This is a genomic window from Larkinella sp., assembly GCF_965227735.1.
Lineage (GTDB): Bacteria > Bacteroidota > Bacteroidia > Cytophagales > Spirosomataceae > Larkinella.
This window is the reverse complement of sequence record NZ_OZ245776.1, coordinates 2712635-2730262: the sequence shown is the minus strand read 5'-3', so window position 1 is coordinate 2730262 and position 17628 is coordinate 2712635. Positions and strand designations below refer to the sequence as shown.

Here is a 17628-nt window from a genome sequence, read left to right as displayed (position 1 = left end):
TAAACTGTGTCAAGGGTGAATAAAAAGGAAAAAACCTTATTTTCACTATCATGAACAACGACTTCGATTTCGAGGCCTTCAAACAGGCCGCTATCAAAGGCCTTTACGAAGGCAAACCCTTAACAGGCGAAGGTGGGCTGTTTGCCCCTTTACTTAAACACTTCCTCGAATCAGCTTTAGAAGGCGAAATGAGCCACCATCTGGTTCAAACTCGTCTGCCTGAGCAAAATCGACGCAATGGTAAAACCAGCAAAAAAGTAAAAAGCAGTGCTGGTTTGCTGGACTTGCAAACGCCCCGAGACCGCACCGGTAGTTATCAGCCCCAATTAGTCCCTAAACGGCAAGTTGTACTGACTCCACAACTGGAACAGAAAATTCTCTCGCTCTACGGAATGGGTAGCAGCTACGCGGATATCAGCCAACATCTTTCAGAGATGTATGGCTACTCGCTATCCGACAGCGAGTTAACAGCCATTACCGACAAAGTAATCCCGGCCATGCGGGAGTGGCAAAATCGACCTTTGGAGAGCTTGTATGTATTGGTCTGGTTGGATGGTATCTACTACAAAGTTCGTCATGAAGGCCGGGTCGTGACCCGCGTCCTATACAGCGTCATTGGACTGAGTTTAGCGGGTCGTAAGCAGGTACTAGGGATTTACACAGCGGAGAGTGAATCGGCCAAGTTTTGGCTCTCAGTGCTAACTGACCTTAAGCAGCGCGGGGTCGAAGACATGCTGATCACCTGTGTGGATGGGCTCAAAGGGTTTGATACGGCTATTGCAACCGTTTTTCCAGCCGCCACCGTTCAACTCTGCATTGTCCATCAACTCCGTAATTCCTTTCGGTTTATCCCTGACAAATACCTCAAGAGCTTTGTTAAAGATATTAAGGGGGTATACCAGGCATCGGATCGTGAGCAAGCTATGGAGCAATTATTGCTGGTACAGGAAACCTGGGGGCAGCGTTATCCACAAGCCATTCAGCCTTGGTTGGACAAGTGGGAGTTACTTTCGCCTTACTTTGACTATCCGGCGGCTATCCGCAAGGTCATGTATACGACCAATACAGTTGAAGGCTACCATCGTCAATTGCGTAACGTAACCAAAACGAAAGGGGCTTTTCCCTCCGATATCGCTTTACAAAAACTGGTGTATTTGGTGATTCAAAATCTGCAAATCAAGTGGGAAACCACCACGTATAATTGGAAGGAGATCTTAGCCCAAGTTTCTATTATATTTACTGAACGAATTCAGCCACATCGCTTTGATTAAACCCACTGACACAGTTCAGCGAGCACTCCCTCATTTAGCTTTACAAACAAATCGAAATAGCGTGGTTTAACCTTGTCATTATCAATTATGCCGACTACTATATCTGCCGATTGGATGCCTGTTTGCATGTCTTTTGCCACTTCCGTACCCGCTGAATGAATAAGTAGGTTTTCATCTTTTACTAAAAACCGTATTAAGGCCGTATCAGCGTGACATTCAGGATACAACATTACCGTCTTAGGCATTAGGCTCAAATTTATTCAGATTGAAAAACACATTGGTACTATAGTCCAGAATGTCACGGAATTCTTCTTGTGTCAACGCTTTTACTTTTGTCTGGTAATCATGGTAATACGTAATGAAAACATTCAAATCTGAGTAATCCATTTTGGCGATAAATGGATGAAGCATGTAAGGGCTGTGTGTTGAAATAAAGTATTGGTTATCTTCATCGTATATCATTCGATAGGCTAGTGACTGCGTATAAGGCGGAAATGAGTGTACTTCCGGTTCTTCGAAGACAAGTACTGAATCCTTATTTGACTCAATGGCAGATATATAAAACATATACCGCCGGAAGGTGTCCGCAATTGAGAAAAAAGGATATTGTTTGACATAGGGCCCTTCCTTTTTTTGTAGAATAAACTCTTGCTTTGCATCAAATAATACGAGTTCCAATTGCTGCTCGGTAAACAACTTCGCAAACTCGCTCCATAAATCTTTGTTTCTCCTTACTATTTCATACAAGTTTGGACCTCCTGGCGGAAGAAGATATTGACTAAAGGTACTATCGAAGGTATTCAATGAAAGAAAATCATACTTTTTAACAGGACTTGTACGGTATATATCAAAATGATCTTTTTCGCCACGATTATTTTTTGATCCTGATCCAAATACAGTTACGGCCCCCTTATTACTTAAAACGAATTGTCTGAAACTAGAAGAACCTATTTTTTTTGTCAGTTCAAAAGAGTCTTCAGGTACGTTTTCTAAATAGCTATCCCGTTCAACTGAAGCTGTAAGTTGGTTTGTTGATATTGTAATGGGTTGCTCAGGATCACTATCTCTAAACAAATCTCTTACATATTCATACCGAATGGCACCGTTCAAATATTTATCATCATCATAATTGGCTCCCAACAACCCCAACGCTTCCAGAATATTCGACTTCCCCACATTCGGTTTGCCGATGAAGACATTGACCCGCTTGCAGTTGAGTTGTAAGTCCTTGATCGACTTGAAGTTTTTGATTTCAACCTTCGTCAGGAAATTATTCGTGCTTTCCATGGTGTTATCCAGATCCGCCCGGTGACGAGCATTTTTGTAAACATAACAACGTTTGCCGCCGATTTGCTAATTTCGCGCCAAAATTAGGTTTTGAAAGGTGCGATTTGACGGAAGATGGAACCCGCCATTGTTTCTGTGTTGAACCGAATACCGAAAACCGTAAACCGACCAACATGTCACTCGAAAACCCGCAACGCTATACCGTCACGGCGGCCCTGATTTACGCCAACGGCCCGATTCACATCGGACACATCGCCGGTTGTTACCTGCCCGCCGATATTTATGTGCGGTACCTCCGCGCAACTGGCAAAGATGTGGCCTTCATCAGCGGCACCGACGAACACGGCGTTCCGATTACCATTCGCGCTCAGAAAGAAGGCATTACACCCCAGCAGGTGGTCGATAAATATTACGTCCAGATCAAACGCGCCTTCGAAGATTTCGGGATCTCGTTCGATATGTACTCCCGGACGTCGAAACCGATTCACCACGAGACTTCGCGGGAATTTTTCCTGAATCTGTATCACAACGGGCATTTTACGGAAGAAGTCACGGAGCAATATTATGACGAAACCGCCAACCAGTTTCTGGCCGACCGCTACATCGTGGGGGTTTGCCCGGTTTGTGGAAACCCCAATGCATACGGTGACCAGTGCGAAAACTGCGGCTCAACACTCAGCCCGACCGAATTGAAAGAACCGTTGCGCTCGATGCTGTCGGGGGCCAAACCGGTTTTGAAAGCCACCAAAAACTGGTATCTGCCGCTGGATCGGATGCAGCCGCGCATCGAGGCATACGTCAACAGCCACCCGGAGTGGAAAACCAACGTGATGGGACAGTGTCAGTCGTGGCTGAAAGAAGGATTGCGCCCCCGCGCCATGACCCGCGATCTCGACTGGGGAATCAAAGTGCCGCTGCCCGATACGGACGGCAAGGTGCTGTACGTCTGGTTCGATGCGCCGATTGGCTACATTTCGATGACCAAGGAGTGGGCCGAGCAGCAGGGCCGGGATTGGGAATTGTACTGGCGTGACAAGGATACAAAGCTGGTTCATTTCATCGGAAAAGATAACATCGTGTTCCACTGCATCATTTTCCCGGCGATGCTGATGCACGAGGGAAGCTATATTCTGGCCGACAATGTGCCCGCCAACGAGTTTATGAACCTGGAAGGCGACAAGATTTCGACCTCGCGCAACTGGGCGGTCTGGCTGCACGAGTACCTGGACGAACTGCCGGGCAAGCAGGATGTGCTGCGCTATGTGCTGGCGGCCAACGGCCCCGAAACCAAAGACAGCGAGTTTACGTGGAAAGATTTTCAGACCCGCAACAACAGCGAACTGGTCGGGATCTTTGGCAATTTTGTGAACCGGGCGGTGGTGCTGACGCAGAAATTCTGTGAAGGCAAAGTGCCGACCAAAGGCAGTCTTAACGAAACCGATCAGGCGGTTTTGAACGAACTGGCCCAGTTTCCGGATCGCATCGGTCAGGCCATCGAGCAATACCGTTTCCGCGAAGCCCTGACGTATCTGATGGATCTGGCGCGGTTGGGAAACAAGTATCTGGCGGAGACGGAGCCGTGGAAAGTGGCCAAAACCGACTTGCCGCGCGTCAACACCATTCTGAACATTGCCTTGCAGATTTCGGCCAGTCTCAGCATTGTTTGCGAACCGTTTCTGCCTTTTACCGCCGAAAAATTACGGAAACTGCTCAATACCGACCAGATTACGCCGGAAGATGCCGTCGGATCGGCTTTTCACTGGATCAATGCGGGCAAACCGGATTTGCTGCCCCACGGCCATGCTTTGGGCGAAGCGGTTTTGCTGTTTGAGAAACTGGAAGACGAGGTAATTGCCCAACAAATCACGAAACTGCACGAATCCAAACGCATGAACGAACTGGCCACCAAAACCATTCCGGAAGCCAAACCGGCGATTCAATACGATGATTTTGCCAAAATGGACATCCGCATCGGAACCATTCTGGAAGCCGAACGCGTCCCGAAAAGTGATAAACTCCTGAAACTGAAAGTGGAGGATGGTACCGGCCCACGCCAGATTCTGAGCGGTATTGCCAAACATTTTGCCCCCGAAGCCCTTATCGGCAAGCAGGTAACGTTTCTGGCCAACCTGGCTCCCCGCAAAATGATGGGGCTCGAATCGCAGGGAATGATTCTGATGGCCGAAGACCGCGACGGCAGCCTGTCGCTGATCGGGCCGGATAAAGCGGTTTGGAACGGGGGGACAGTGTCGTAATGTCTGAACTCGGATTCCACGGATGAAAGGATTAACTAAGATTGCTACCGCAACGCCATTCTATATCCCAGTTAATCCTTTCATCCGTGGAATCCGAGTTCAGGACAGATGGTCACAAAAAGATAAAGCCTCCCGATCATTGCGAGAGGCTTTATACTGACTATTCCTAAACCCTTAACCTTTTCTTCTTTAATAACTTAGCTACTTCTTCATGTCTTTCAAATCGTACCGTCCGGCAGCTTTCTAAACTAACTACACTTAAGACGTGACAATAATTCAGAAGTAACGCAACAAAATCTTTTTATTTCAAATTAACTTAGAAATTCCTGATTTTGTTCAATTGCTCTCCCTTTGAAGAACAATGCAAATATCGCAATAAATTTTAAGAGTACAAATTTTATTTTTTAATAATAGTAGTGGCGGTGGGTGGTATGGTATTGATTTGTAATACGTTATAACGCCGTTTCTATGCTATTTAACCGCTATATTGAAACAAAATACTACAAATTGCACAATTTAGCCAAAGGAAATTTTTATTTCAGAAATTGTAAAAATCTTTAAATAGTTTTATTTTTGGTTGAAAAAATTCATCGTGTGCTGTAGTCCGGAAGTACAAAAACTGAGCACGGCCTCACCAGCCCGGTCAAGGTGGTCCGGCAATTCCGCCAGCTCTTCCGGTGGAAACGTTCCCAAAACAAAGTCTACCTGACGCCCCTTTGAGAAATCGTTGCCAATGCCAAACCGAAGCCGGGCGTATTCCTGTGTTCCCAGCACATCATCGATGCTGCGCAGGCCATTATGACCACCCGCCGAACCTTTCGGCTTTAGTCGCAACTTCCCAAACGGCAAATCTTTGTCGTCGGTGATAACCAGCAGATTTTCAGTGGGTATGCTAAATTGTTTCAAATACGAGCTGACCGCCCGACCACTCAGGTTCATGTAGGTCGTGGGTTTGATGAGGTGGATGATTTTCCCCTTGTGACGCCATTCGGCGGTGTAGGCCAGGCGGTTGGTGGAAAAACTAAAACCGTGTTGAGCCGCCAGCCGATCCAATACCATAAAACCGGCGTTGTGACGGGTCAGCATATATTCCGGGCCGATGTTGCCCAGCCCGGCGATGAGAAATTTCATAGAAAACCGTTTTTGAGGGGTTCATCAATTGAATCCGGTTGCAAAGTTCGCAGAAACCTTTCAACAAAAAACACCTGCGGAAAAACCGAAAACTGAAAACCGACTACTATCTTTCGTTCATGAACCAAAAACGCCTTATCCTCGCCAGTCCGTTGCTGGAGATTGTTATCAGCCGGTTGTGTCAGGAACTGATTGAAAATCACCAGGATTTTGCCGAAACGGTGGTACTGGGCATGCAGCCGCGCGGCATTTATTTTGCCGAACGGATTGCGAGGGAACTGAACCGAACGTTACAGAAAGAAATTCCGCTGGGCTACCTGGACGCTACTTTTTACCGTGACGATTTTCGCCGGCGCGAGTCGCCCTTGCGTCCCAATACCACCCATGTGCCGTTTCTGATTGAAAATAAGAAGGTCATTCTGGTCGATGATGTGATTTCGACGGGGCGGATGGTGCGGGCCGCACTCGACGCCATGACGGCTTTCGGGCGGCCCCGCACGATTGAACTGCTGGTGTTGGTCGATCGGCGGTATAACCGTGACCTGCCCATCAAACCCGACTACATCGGCAAACGCGTCAACACGCTGGAGTCGCAGCGGGTGCTGGTGGAATGGACGGAGCAGGGCGCGGAAACCGACCGGATCTGGCTGATGGAGTAAACAGAACATTTTTGTTCAAACGGCTTTTACAATTTTAAATTCCACGGCAATGCTGGTTAAAATCCTGATTGGACTGGTGGCGGTGCTCCATCTCTACATCCTCTGGCTTGAAATGTTCGCCTGGACCACCCGGGGGCCGAAAGTATTCAAGAACTTCCCGGCTCATTTATTTCCCGCAACCAAGGCCCTGGCGGCTAATCAGGGCCTGTACAACGGTTTTCTGGCTGCGGGTTTGATTTGGTCACTGCTGATCAGCGACCCGGTTTGGCAGGCCAATGTTGCCCTCTTTTTTCTGTCCTGTGTTGCCGTCGCCGGACTATACGGAGCCTTGACAGCGGATAAAAAAATCTTCTTTACCCAGGCTCTGCCAGCCTTGATTACGATTGGGCTATTGCTGGTTCAATACAACTGGTGAAGCTGGAGCTACTGACGACACAACGATGAACGAACGCACCACGCCCACGCTGAACGACTGGCTGGGCGGTACCAACCGGCTGGAACAACTGACGACACGCTTCTATCAGAAAGTTTTGAAGGACGACCTGCTCGAACCCGTCTTCCGGCACATGTCACCCGAACACGCCAGCCACGTCGCCCATTTTATTGGCGAAGTTTTTGGCGGGCCGAAACACTACACAGAAACCGACGGCGGAAGCCACGCCATCATGGTGGCACATCACCTCGGCAAGCAGCTCGACGAGCCCAAACGACGTCGGTGGATGAACCTGCTGCTTGAGAGCGCAGATGAAATTGGCCTGCCCGACGACCCGGAGTTTCGTTCTGCCCTGCTGGGGTATCTGGAATGGGGAAGCCGGATTGCGGTGCTAAATTCGACGGCGACCCACAATCCCGTTCAGGCCGATGCACCGATGCCGGCCTGGGGATGGGGTGAAACCGGGGGGCCATATGTCCCGGGTTAAGGGTCAGGCGTAGATGAGAAAGCCGCCCGCCGGAAATGGGCCGCAGGTATTGCCGCTCTCTCCGCAATGCCAGGTGCTGTTTCGAACCGGTTTCGAAACCAGGTGTGTGCCCGCTTGCCAATCGCTTCGGAGACGTATATACCATACGTATGGATTGCTTCTGCCATTTCGCGGAACGCTTCGGGGTGCCAAACCGCGGTTCGACATCCAGAAAATTTTGAATGCCCTCTCCCGTATACGTTTCCTGAGTACAGACTTGCTTTAAAACCGGGCTGATCCGGATGACCGTGCCGCCCGGCCGTTTCAGCCGAATCCATCTTACTTTGTAGCCCTTTCAGCGTTTCGCCGACAAACCGTCGTTTTGTCACCCGCCAATGTTCTGCTGTCGGGTTTTTGCTCATGTATCGATAAAATCGATACGCGCCAGAACGATTCTGCCCTGTTTTGCTCCCAGAGGACCGCGACATTCCCTTCCTGGATTAGTCTTTCTAAAACCGCCCTGTGCTGGTTGTCGATGGTGGTTAAAAGTGGTCCTGCCAGTTTGTTTACCGGCTGTACATTTCGGTAATTATGGCGTTCTGAAATTTTGTTTTTTCTCGATTTTTAGTGGCAGTCAGTACAGTAAAAACCGTTCTCTAGATTTTTCAAAAAAAATCAACAGCCATTCAAATATCTGAATTTCAAGTATTTGTACCAAAGAATAACAAAAAATTCCATTGGCATCTCTTTTGCATTATCCATTCCGCTAGCAAGTTGAAGTGTATTTGTCAGACAAAAAAGCTTTTCAAATGACGACCTATGTCCATAGTTTAATGGCTATGATTGGTTGGTGTGAAGTGTAAGAGAAGAAAACGGGGTATTTAGGCAAATGCCCTATTGTTGGATCACCTTTAAAATTGCTCAACGGTAATTATGATTTCAAATCTACCTGTACGCATTCGGCGTTCTCCTGTCCCTGTCCAATTTCCGAAGCATATTTTTAAAATAGTAGTGCTTCTTGTTGCATCTTTTCAGTTTGCAATGGCTCGCCCGGCGGACACTCCGCCCCCATATGCTGCGAAAAATGCCCGGTTTGCTCCACCTGTGATCGATAGTCAGCGTTACCTCGGTCTGACGATTTTTAACTTTGAGACGGATGCCCGCATCGACGATGAACGCATCGAACACTCGGCCGCTACGGGTTGTAATGCCGTAGAAATCACCATCAACTGGGACCGGGTTTATCCTACGGTCGAAAGCAGCGCGAGCTGGGATGTGATCGATTCTCACATCCAGACGGCCCAGCGATTGGGTCTGAAGATTGCGCTGCGGGTCCATGTCGGTCGTGATGCCGTACGGCTTGGGGGGTTCTGGGGGCTTCATGAAACCATGCAGGCAGCCGACAGTTCCCGGAACCTGACCAAGGGAATCATCCAGTTTTCATTTTCCCACAAGCAAACCGTCGACCGGGCCAACGCGTTTGTGCTGGAAGCGGCCAACCGATACCATTATCTGCAGGAACAGGGCCAGCTTCTGTTTTTCTCGGTCGTGTCCTCGCCCGCGCTGGAGGCCGAATATTCGCCCGTTTACGATCCCCCGTCGGGCAACAAATACGTGGTTCCCTACGATTACAGCGTATCGGAGCTGGAAGCTTTTCGTCAATATCTACAGGCTCGGTTCAGTTTAGCCCAACTCAACCAACGCTGGGGAACCGACTTCAGTGAGTGGAACCGTGTGCGACCCGCGCCCCACATTCCTTCGAACCCCTACGCGTCTCATACCGGTGTTCGGGGCGAAGACTGGTATGTGTTTCGGCACCGCCAGTTGAAAGGGTTTATCGACAAGATCAACACTACTGTCAAAGGGGTCGATCCGAACATCGTTGTTGTCAACCAGCACGGGTGCGTCTGGGACCGGCTTTCGGGCTTGCGGGCGTCGTTGGCCTTCAAGAACCTCGGCCAGTCGGTCGATGGTCTGAAGTTTAACGACGGGCCGGATTATAACCACCGGTTTTCGATGGATGTGGTTCGGACGAATCTGCGGCCGGGGGCGTTTATGATCAACGCGGTGGATGGCATGTTCCACACGTCGGTATCGACCGAGAAATACTACGAGCAAATTTCCCAGTGTTTCGAACATGGCGCCAAAATGCTGACACTGGCCAACTTTGGCGGCACGAATGCCCGGCAAAAACTGACGGATCTGATTAAAATGGTGGTCAACAACGGCTTGCTGAACCAGCCGGTCACCCAGGTTCAAACCGTTGGGGCAGCCATTGGCTATAAGCTGTCGGATATTTTAAAAAACCATGTGATTGCCCAGGAGCGCTGGGGGCAGCGGTATGCACAAAACGGAAACAAACCGGTACGGATTGAACTGGATGAAGATTTGCTCCGGAATGAAGCCCCGGTTATCAATAACCTGCCCGTTTTGAGTCAAACTCTGACCGACCAGTTGGCTACCGTGGGGCAACCCTTCAGTTATTCGATTGGCCAGGTTTTTACCGATTCGGATGGTTCGATTGTGAGTGTTGAAGCGAGTGGTTTGCCGGAAGGCATCCGGTGGGTGAGTGCAACGGGCGAATTTACCGGCACACCCACGCGGGTACAGTCGGCGATGGTGACGTTGACGGCCCGTGACAATCTGGGCGCGCTGGTTACCGGGAGTTTCCGGATGACGGTCATCGATCCCGGCGGAACCAATCAGGCTCCGGTTGCTCCAACCGTCGCTGCCCCCCTGGGCGAAGTCGGCAAAGCCTTTTCGTACGGGCTGCCACCGTTTACCGATCCCGAATCGCAACCCCTGATTCACCGCCTTGCGGGTACGGTGCCGGGCTTGACCTACTCTGCAGAAACGAACACACTGAGTGGCACACCAACCACGGTGGGCGTGTTTTCGCTGACCTATACGGCTGCCGATCCCTCCGAAGTGGTCTCTTCGGTTCCGTTGCAGGTTACCATACGGGAAGCCGCTCCGGTGGTGAAACGAACCGGGAATTTTGAAGGCTATCTCGACAAATACAACTGCGAAGGCGACATCTGGGGCTGGGTCTGGGATCGTAACCTGCCCAATACGCCCATGCCGGTGGAAGTTCTCGACGGTCTGAATGTGATCGGCACCTTTACCGCCAATGTCAACCGGCCGGATTTGGTGGCGGCCAAAAAAGGAAACGGTCTGCATGGCTACCAGTTCCTGATCCCGGCCAGCATCAAGGACGATAAGCCGCACGTCATCAGCATGCGGATTGAGAATTCGGATTATTATCTGAAGGGCTCGCCGATCACGCTGAACTGTCCTTCCAGTACGGCTCAGGTATCGGAACCGGGTAACACGCCACCCGTTGCCGTTCCGCTTCCTATCATCTATGCGTCGGTCAATGTTCCTTTTTCGTATACGATTCCGGAATTTGCGGACGATGAGAACCAGACGCTCGTTTATGCCATGTCCGGTGGCGTAGTTGGATTGACCTACAACCAGGCAAACCGCACATTGATTGGCACACCTACCCAGGTCGGTACGTTTACGGCCAGTTTGATTGTATCGGATGGTCAGGGCGGGTATACGCCCTCGCTGGTTACGGTGGTGGTTACAACGGCTCCCCAAAACCGCCCGCCGGTGGTGAGCCAAACCATTCCGGATCAAACGGCTCGCGTAGGGGAGTCCTTTGCCTATACCCTGGCTGCCGGTATTTTCACCGATCCCGATAACAACCTGAGCACTATTCAGGTGAGTGGCTTACCCGATGGGCTAACTTACAATGCTGGCAGCCGCCTAATCAGCGGGACGCCAACCGCCGAGGGAGTGGCAACGGTGACGGTGAGGGCGACGGATGCATTGAGTGCAACGGCCACTACGTCCTTCCTGATTACGGTCAATGCCGCCCCCAAACCGGCGCCCATTCCCAATCTGCCACCGGCCATTGTTCAGGCTCCGGTCGACCAGACGGTTACCGTTGGACAATCATTCATTTTTCAGATTCCGCTTGAAACGTTTGCCGATTCCGACGGAACCATCGCCAGCATGGCCGTCAGCGGCTTGCCCGCCAGCCTGAGTTACAACCAGAGTAACCGAACCATCAGCGGAACCCTGACGCAGCCCGAAACCGCAACGATTAGTGTGACGGCCACCGACGATGACGGCGGAACGGCAACGGTTGCATTCAAATTGGTGGTTGTAGCGTCGCCCTCACCGCCGGAAAATCAGGCACCGCAGGTCAGTAGTCTGATACCGAATCAGACCGCTACCGTCGGGCAGCTTTTCAGCTATACCATCGTGGAAGGGGCCTTTACCGATCCGGACGGCAGCATTTCGAAAGTAGAAATCGTGAACGGCTTGCCCAATGGGCTGACCTATACGCCCGCTACGCGGGTGATCAGCGGAACCCCTACGGCTCCCTCCACCACGACGTTGACGGTGAAGGCCACCGACAACCAGGGAGGCTTCGTTACCACCACCTTTCAGCTAATGGTGAACCCGGTGCCGGTTCCGGAAAATATCCTGCCCGTGGTGGCACAGACCATTCCGGATCAGAGCGGTACCGTTGGTCAGGCGTTTAGTTATACGATCGGAGCGGGAGTATTTACGGATTCAGACGGCAGCATTTCGAAAGTGGAAATTGTGAGCGGTTTGCCCAACGGACTAACGTATACGCCGAACACGCGGGTGATCAGTGGAACGCCCTCGGCCCCCACCACCACGACGGTGACGGTGAAGGCCACTGACAACCGTGACGGTTCTGTCACGACGACCTTCCGGCTGGCGGTGAACCTGGCTCCGAATGTCCTGCCCATCGTGGCACAGACCATTGCGGATCAGAGCGCTACGGTCGGACAGCTTTTCAGCTATACGATCGGAGCGGGGGTCTTTACGGATTCTGACGGCAGCATTTCGAAAGTGGAAATTGTGAGCGGTTTGCCCAACGGACTAACGTATACGCCGAACACGCGAGTGATCAGTGGAACGCCCACGGCCCCTGCGACAACCACCGTGACAGTGACGGCGACGGATAACCGTGAAGGCTCCGTTACCACGACTTTCCGGCTGACGGTGAACGAGGCTCCTGTCAATCAACTGCCCGTTCTGGTGCGCGAAATTCCCGGCCAAACGGCAACGATCAGCATTGCCTATTCCTACACGATCGGCAAGTCGCATTTTTCAGATCCGGATGGCAGCATCACGTCGGTCGAGGTGACCAATTTGCCGAAAGGGCTTTCTTACAACCCGACGACCGGTGTCATCAGCGGTGTTCCCACAACGGCTCAAACCGTTGCGGTCAGCGTGAAGGCGATCGACAACAAGGCAGGTTCCGTGATCGTCACCTACAACATGACGGTAAAAGAAAACATCGTTATGAAACTCTATAAGGCTGGCAAGGGACCCGAACCGCAGAACTTCATTCAGGAATTGAACCACGAAACGGTGCTGATGGCGAATACGCTGCCGGCCATGATCAATATCTTTTTCGAAATTGAGACGAAGGTGTTGAGTGTGAAATTTGAACTCAGTGGACCTAAAAACGTGAATTTTCAGGAAAATTTTGCACCCTGGGCCATGGTGGGCGACAACGGAGGAATTCCGCTTCCAGTTGGGATCTATATGTTGAAAGTGACCGGTTACAAAAACCCCAATATTCAGGGCAACCAGCTCGTCACGCGGCTCATTACGTTCTACGTAAGAAATATTTCCGGTAAACGGGAGAACGCCGAAATTTCGGTGGCCAACTCCACCGCCGAATCGGCCGTCTGGGGCGTTTATCCCAATCCGTTCCGCGATCAGATCACGGTAAACCTGCCGCTGGAATCCCAGGAACAAATCGTACCGCTGGCACCCTATCGTTTTTCAATCGTTTCGCCGACGGGGCAACAACTGCCGGTTTCGGACCAGGACACGCGGATTGAACCGGGTAAAGCCACCCTCAATGTGCAATCGAACGGCCTGCCGGGCGGAATGTATCTGCTCCAGATTCAGCGGGGCGAAGGATTACTCCGCACGCTGAAAGTACTCAAGGAGTAAGTCTCCTGAGACAATCAATTTAATAACCTGGACTAACAGAAAAGCCTGCTTCCCCTGGAGGCAGGCTTTCTATATGAAAAGGAACCGGGCGTGTGTTATCATGGCCTCCCGGCCACTGCGGGATGACCTTTCTTCTGACAGAGCAGACCGGGGTTGTAGAATAGGAAAATATATTTACGTATTTCCGTAGTTGCTTGATTTGTAACCGTTTTTGGTGTTTTTTAGCCTTTAAGTATACTACCGAATAATAAATTTAGTGAGTATTATTACTTAATTTATTGACGGATTATTACCTTTGAACTGTCTTACCGTAACTGTACTTTTAATGAACACGCTCAAGAACGCATCCTACCTGACGACATCAAACCGGTCACGTAATCAATTGCAGTCCTGTAGTTTTACAAACCTGCCGCAAGCCATCGGGTGTGCCAACCAGTTTTTTATGGAAGGCCTGAACGCCCAGATTGTTGCCCGCGACAATACGTCATTTCTAGTGGTTTCGCCCGAAATTGCCCGCCAAATGTTTACAAAAGGGTTTCGTTTGCTGTATGGAAACTAATACCTTGCGAATAGATTTTTACTAGTGAGAATATCAGGTTATTTGAAAGAAAAAACCAGTCAATTGACTGGTTTTTTTCTTGACTACTCTATCCATGTTACTATCTTTTGCGCTTGACCAACCCGGATTTCGCTCAGGATTGCACGGTGATTTGATGCTGTAGTTCAACGCGTCGTTCGGACCCCAGGCTTAGATAGGCCCTGAAAACGCAGGTAGCCTGTTTCTGATACAAGCCCGCCGAATACCACCCCAGCAAATCCGGCTGCTGCTGGCCATTGACGACCTCGACCTGCAAAACCGGATCGATTTGCAGCACCACCAGCCGCTTCGTTTGGGGGTGCGAAAGGATAAAATGATTGCGGCCTTTGGCCCGAAACCGGATGGCCGGATGAACGTGAAAAAGAACCTCAACCATACGAGTCCCGGTTCGCCGGCTTTCGACCTGGTCGTCGATCAGCAGGCGGTTATTTCGTTTATCGAACGCCATCCGGCGCTGGTGTGAACAACCAATCCGGTCATATCCGTTGTGTGAGGCAATGACTTCGTCCGAATCGTCACGGATTTCGGCTTTGTGAGTCGTGATGACGTACGGATTCCGCCACCGCAGCGCATCGTCCTGAAATGCCTGATTTTCGCAGTCGATACAAACCGTGTTGTGGGCGCGGGTACTGACAAAATACCGGCGCCAATCCGAAGTTGAATACTGCACATACGTACCGGAATCGACGAAAAAAGGCTGTCCATCGACGTGCATGACAAACGACAGCGCATCCGCGTGACCGTGGGGTACGGAGGCCGAAGACCCCAGTGTGGCTGCGTTGAAATGGACGTAAATTTCACCGGTACCGGCTTCCTGTTTGCGGAGGATGTAATGCCCTTCTGCCGGGTAAAACTGGCTGCCCAGGGTCGTTTCCCGGGCCGGAACAGCCTCGAATTTCGGAAGACCCTCGTCGCCAAAAAGCAGGCGGTTTTTCAGATCGAAACCCTGTGATCGTTCTTTCGAAAGCGGATCGCCAAACAGAATGGCCGAAGCCGAGAGCAGCGACCGGAAATTGTTGGCCGGTGCCGGGTTATCCAGATACCACAGATACCCGCTGCCCTCATCGCCGTAGGCAGGAACATGGCCCTGTTCGTCGGGCAATTGGGCCATATACGAAAACATATTCTCCAGTTGATGAATATAATGTGCGGAAAACGGATTCCCGGTGCGTAAACCGGTCAGATAGGTCAGGAGAAACAAATCCGCAATGAAGGAAATTGAACCGGCGGTTCCTTCCCGGTTGATCCCGTTGGCTCCCTGCTGGCGCTGCATTTCCTGCTCCAGACCACCCTGGGCGAACGAATGCCAGGCGGGCGATTCCGGAAACTTCCACAATGAACTGGCAACAAACAAACCCGCATAGCCAGCAATGAGCTGGTGGCCGGCAGTTGAAGGAAACGGAAGATTGTTGCGGCTATACAGGCAGTGCTGGTAAATGATCGGGAGCCAGACCGATTCGACAAAACGCTGAAAAACCGGGTCGGTTTTGGCCAGAATAGACGCATCCAGGATATTCCAGCAGATGAACCAGTTGATCAGCCGGATGTTCACTTCCTGATTACTGTACCAGTTGACGCCGAGCAGATAAGGGTTTGCCTTGACCCACGACGAAATGAGGGTGATGAGCCGGCTTAATTCCCGCGGGTCGGCCGTGAGCTGGTAACGCAGCGCCAGCGCCGGCAGAAAAAGGAACCGGTTGACTTCCCAGACGTATTCGACATTTCCAAAAGCCGCGTTTTGAATGTTGATTTCCTTCGCGTAAGTGAGCGGAAACCGTTTGTTGGTACTCAGGTCGAGGTGCCAGTCGATCGGGTAGCGATAGTCGAGCGTCTGTTCAAAAATCTTCTGTTCGTGTAAAAAGGGGAACGCCGGAATATGGTCGGAGGACATGGCGAATATACGCTCCGGCCAGGTTGCCGGTAAAACGTTTGGTTTCCATCCAACCTGTTGTTTGTCAGCTTTTTTCTGGAAATACTGTCGCAGCCGGAAGCCCACTTCTGCGGTCGATAGAGATCGCAGCCGGTAATAAAACCAGTGATACCGATTCAGCATTTTTACGTTACACGTTGAGTACGAATCAGAATAAGCCCGTTGCAAACCAACTCTGCGCAAGGTGGAGGAGCTGGGCGTGCCGAAGCGATGCAGGGGCCTGAAAGCCATCGGCGACTGGCCCGGTGCTGCGGTCTAAACGCCCTCCCGGGCTATTAGACCGCAACACACCAGGCCCTGCCTGTCTTTCATGTTTAGCGTTGAGTAAATGGCAGTATGGGGTGTCGACGACCGCTTACCGGGCATTCTCATTCGTTTCCCGGCAGGCAGCATCGGCCTGTTTTCAGGAAACCAGCAGGTTGAAGAATTTCGCCAGTGTGACAATGGATTTGACTCTCCGACGACTTACCGATAGACGGGTTTCGTCTGATAATTCAACCCAGCTATTGTGCATATCATGCAAATCCATCTGAATGATATGCTCCGGATTGACCAGATGCGACCGCGAGATACGCCAGAAGGAAGGATGATATTCCTGTTGTTCCTTCAGTGTATAGCTAGAAACAAAACCGTTCTGTTTGTTAAGAAAAATACGGCTATAATTGCTCCAGCCTTCAAAAAAGAGGATTTGTTTGGCAGAAATCGTGACAGCTCTCCCTCTGCGGTCTCTAACTTTGATACTGGTACGTGCGGTATTCATGGAAAAGTAACGATGAGTACATAGCTTTCTTAAACGTTAGCAAACACTATGCCAGTATGTTACTATTCCTCCTTTTTGGTCACAATTGTTGTCTGTTAATTGGCGTGTGCTGTGGTCGTTTGATTCAACTTAGGGCTTTCGCATGGCCCGCAATAGCCCACCAGCAGATTTTAAAATCCAGCCAAAGCGAGTGTTGACGAGCATACCATCGGTCGTAGCGAAAGGCATACGGCAATTGAATCAGTCCCGGCGTTGCAGCACTATCCAGGCGGGTTTGAACCAGGCCAGTCAGGCCCGGACGCATCGTCTGGCGTTCGCGATAACCGGGTACCGTCCAGTTTTGGGCATCGTATTGAAGCGTGTGGGGGCGGGGACCAACCAAACTCATGTCGCCGAGCAGTACATTGAAAAAGATCGGTACTGCTTCCAGGCGGCTGCTCCGCAGAAACCGGCCCACGGGTGTGACGTCGGCTTGCTGCTGGTGGGTAGCGTGGTATTTTTTTCGGGGATGGTAAACCGTTGTCCGAAATTTAAGACACCGAAACGGACGTCCGTTCCGGCCGGTACGGAGTTGGGCAAAAATAACCGGCCCCGGTGAGGTCAGGCTGATGGCCAGGGCAATCAGGGGAACGAGCCAAATGAGCACGAGAGCCGTAAGCAAACCGGCAAAGAAAAGGTCAAATAAACGCTTTCCAACCCGCGCATAAACCCTGGGAGGGGCCTTTCGCGTACCGGCAGCGCGGGAAGGAAGGGAATACACCCTGGATACAAGACTAATCATACACGTTGAGAGTAAAAAGAATCAATATTAAATAAGTACAGTTTG

The 17628-nt window shown here is 50.9% G+C and carries 13 protein-coding genes; 7 read left to right on the top strand and 6 right to left on the bottom strand.

Annotation, left to right across the window (positions count from 1 at the left end; genetic code table 11):
- Positions 1–50 precede the first annotated feature (50 nt).
- Positions 51–1271, top strand: a complete 1221-nt coding sequence (locus tag ACO064_RS10555) for an IS256 family transposase (RefSeq protein WP_114410211.1) — start codon at positions 51–53, stop codon at positions 1269–1271.
- Here the strand turns inward: ACO064_RS10555 and ACO064_RS10550 are convergent.
- Both ACO064_RS10550 and ACO064_RS10545 read right to left on the bottom strand, forming a co-directional pair.
- Positions 1268–1516, bottom strand: a complete 249-nt coding sequence (locus tag ACO064_RS10550) for a hypothetical protein (protein WP_421827336.1) — start codon at positions 1514–1516, stop codon at positions 1268–1270. The genes ACO064_RS10555 and ACO064_RS10550 overlap by 4 nt on opposite strands.
- A complete protein-coding gene (locus tag ACO064_RS10545) occupies positions 1509–2558 on the bottom strand; it encodes an AAA family ATPase (RefSeq protein WP_421827335.1) in 1050 nt (349 codons plus the stop codon). The genes ACO064_RS10550 and ACO064_RS10545 overlap by 8 nt, the downstream gene beginning before the upstream one ends.
- A 173-nt stretch (positions 2559–2731) precedes the next feature.
- Between ACO064_RS10545 and metG the strand changes: the two genes are divergently transcribed.
- A complete protein-coding gene (gene metG / locus ACO064_RS10540; protein WP_421827334.1) occupies positions 2732–4813 on the top strand; it encodes a methionine--tRNA ligase in 2082 nt (693 codons plus the stop codon).
- Positions 4814–5380: 567 nt separating this feature from the next.
- On the opposite strand, the gene pth is transcribed toward metG, so the two are convergent.
- Complete coding sequence (gene pth, locus ACO064_RS10535) at positions 5381–5944, bottom strand: aminoacyl-tRNA hydrolase (protein WP_421827333.1); 564 nt, start codon at positions 5942–5944, stop codon at positions 5381–5383.
- 119 nt (positions 5945–6063) lie between these two features.
- On the opposite strand from pth, the gene pyrR reads away from it, so the two are divergent.
- The 5 genes from pyrR to ACO064_RS10510 all read left to right on the top strand — a co-directional run bounded on the left by pyrR (position 6064) and on the right by ACO064_RS10510 (position 14073).
- Entirely contained in the window at positions 6064–6603 is a 540-nt protein-coding gene (gene pyrR / locus ACO064_RS10530; RefSeq protein WP_421827332.1) for a bifunctional pyr operon transcriptional regulator/uracil phosphoribosyltransferase PyrR, read from the top strand.
- Between the two features lie 49 nt (positions 6604–6652).
- Positions 6653–7018 (top strand): DUF1304 domain-containing protein, encoded by a 366-nt coding sequence (locus ACO064_RS10525; RefSeq protein ID WP_421827331.1) that lies wholly within the window; start codon positions 6653–6655, stop codon positions 7016–7018.
- A gap of 25 nt (positions 7019–7043) precedes the next feature.
- A complete protein-coding gene (locus ACO064_RS10520; protein ID WP_421827330.1) occupies positions 7044–7523 on the top strand; it encodes a group II truncated hemoglobin in 480 nt (159 codons plus the stop codon).
- A 1020-nt stretch (positions 7524–8543) separates the two neighbouring features.
- Positions 8544–13514, top strand: a complete 4971-nt coding sequence (locus ACO064_RS10515; RefSeq protein WP_421827329.1) for a putative Ig domain-containing protein — start codon at positions 8544–8546, stop codon at positions 13512–13514.
- Between the two features lie 325 nt (positions 13515–13839).
- Positions 13840–14073: a hypothetical protein gene (locus tag ACO064_RS10510; protein ID WP_133299898.1), complete on the top strand. Its 234-nt coding sequence runs from the start codon at positions 13840–13842 to the stop codon at positions 14071–14073.
- Positions 14074–14206: 133 nt separating this feature from the next.
- On the opposite strand, the gene ACO064_RS10505 is transcribed toward ACO064_RS10510, so the two are convergent.
- The 3 genes from ACO064_RS10505 to ACO064_RS10495 form a co-directional block, all read right to left on the bottom strand.
- Complete coding sequence (locus ACO064_RS10505; protein WP_421827328.1) at positions 14207–16165, bottom strand: alginate lyase family protein; 1959 nt, start codon at positions 16163–16165, stop codon at positions 14207–14209.
- Between the two features lie 280 nt (positions 16166–16445).
- Positions 16446–16802 carry a LytR/AlgR family response regulator transcription factor gene (locus ACO064_RS10500; RefSeq protein WP_114408088.1) on the bottom strand — a complete coding sequence of 119 codons (357 nt, stop codon included), beginning with the start codon at positions 16800–16802 and terminating at the stop codon, positions 16446–16448.
- 124 nt (positions 16803–16926) lie between these two features.
- Complete coding sequence (locus tag ACO064_RS10495; RefSeq protein ID WP_421827327.1) at positions 16927–17583, bottom strand: sugar transferase; 657 nt, start codon at positions 17581–17583, stop codon at positions 16927–16929.
- Between the last annotated feature and the right edge of the window lie 45 nt (positions 17584–17628).

Excerpts from the sequence above, each read along its gene's own strand:
- ACO064_RS10500 (WP_114408088.1), bottom strand. The coding sequence starts at position 16,802 with ATGAATACCGCACGTACCAGTATCAAAGTTAGAGACCGCAGAGGGAGA.
- ACO064_RS10555 (WP_114410211.1), top strand. The coding sequence starts at position 51 with ATGAACAACGACTTCGATTTCGAGGCCTTCAAACAGGCCGCTATCAAA.
- metG (WP_421827334.1), top strand. The coding sequence starts at position 2,732 with ATGTCACTCGAAAACCCGCAACGCTATACCGTCACGGCGGCCCTGATT.
- ACO064_RS10515 (WP_421827329.1), top strand. The coding sequence starts at position 8,544 with ATGGCTCGCCCGGCGGACACTCCGCCCCCATATGCTGCGAAAAATGCC.
- ACO064_RS10550 (WP_421827336.1), bottom strand. The coding sequence starts at position 1,516 with ATGCCTAAGACGGTAATGTTGTATCCTGAATGTCACGCTGATACGGCC.
- ACO064_RS10510 (WP_133299898.1), top strand. The coding sequence starts at position 13,840 with ATGAACACGCTCAAGAACGCATCCTACCTGACGACATCAAACCGGTCA.
- ACO064_RS10545 (WP_421827335.1), bottom strand. The coding sequence starts at position 2,558 with ATGGAAAGCACGAATAATTTCCTGACGAAGGTTGAAATCAAAAACTTC.
- ACO064_RS10525 (WP_421827331.1), top strand. The coding sequence starts at position 6,653 with ATGCTGGTTAAAATCCTGATTGGACTGGTGGCGGTGCTCCATCTCTAC.
- ACO064_RS10495 (WP_421827327.1), bottom strand. The coding sequence starts at position 17,583 with ATGATTAGTCTTGTATCCAGGGTGTATTCCCTTCCTTCCCGCGCTGCC.
- pyrR (WP_421827332.1), top strand. The coding sequence starts at position 6,064 with ATGAACCAAAAACGCCTTATCCTCGCCAGTCCGTTGCTGGAGATTGTT.
- ACO064_RS10505 (WP_421827328.1), bottom strand. The coding sequence starts at position 16,165 with ATGCTGAATCGGTATCACTGGTTTTATTACCGGCTGCGATCTCTATCG.
- pth (WP_421827333.1), bottom strand. The coding sequence starts at position 5,944 with ATGAAATTTCTCATCGCCGGGCTGGGCAACATCGGCCCGGAATATATG.
- ACO064_RS10520 (WP_421827330.1), top strand. The coding sequence starts at position 7,044 with ATGAACGAACGCACCACGCCCACGCTGAACGACTGGCTGGGCGGTACC.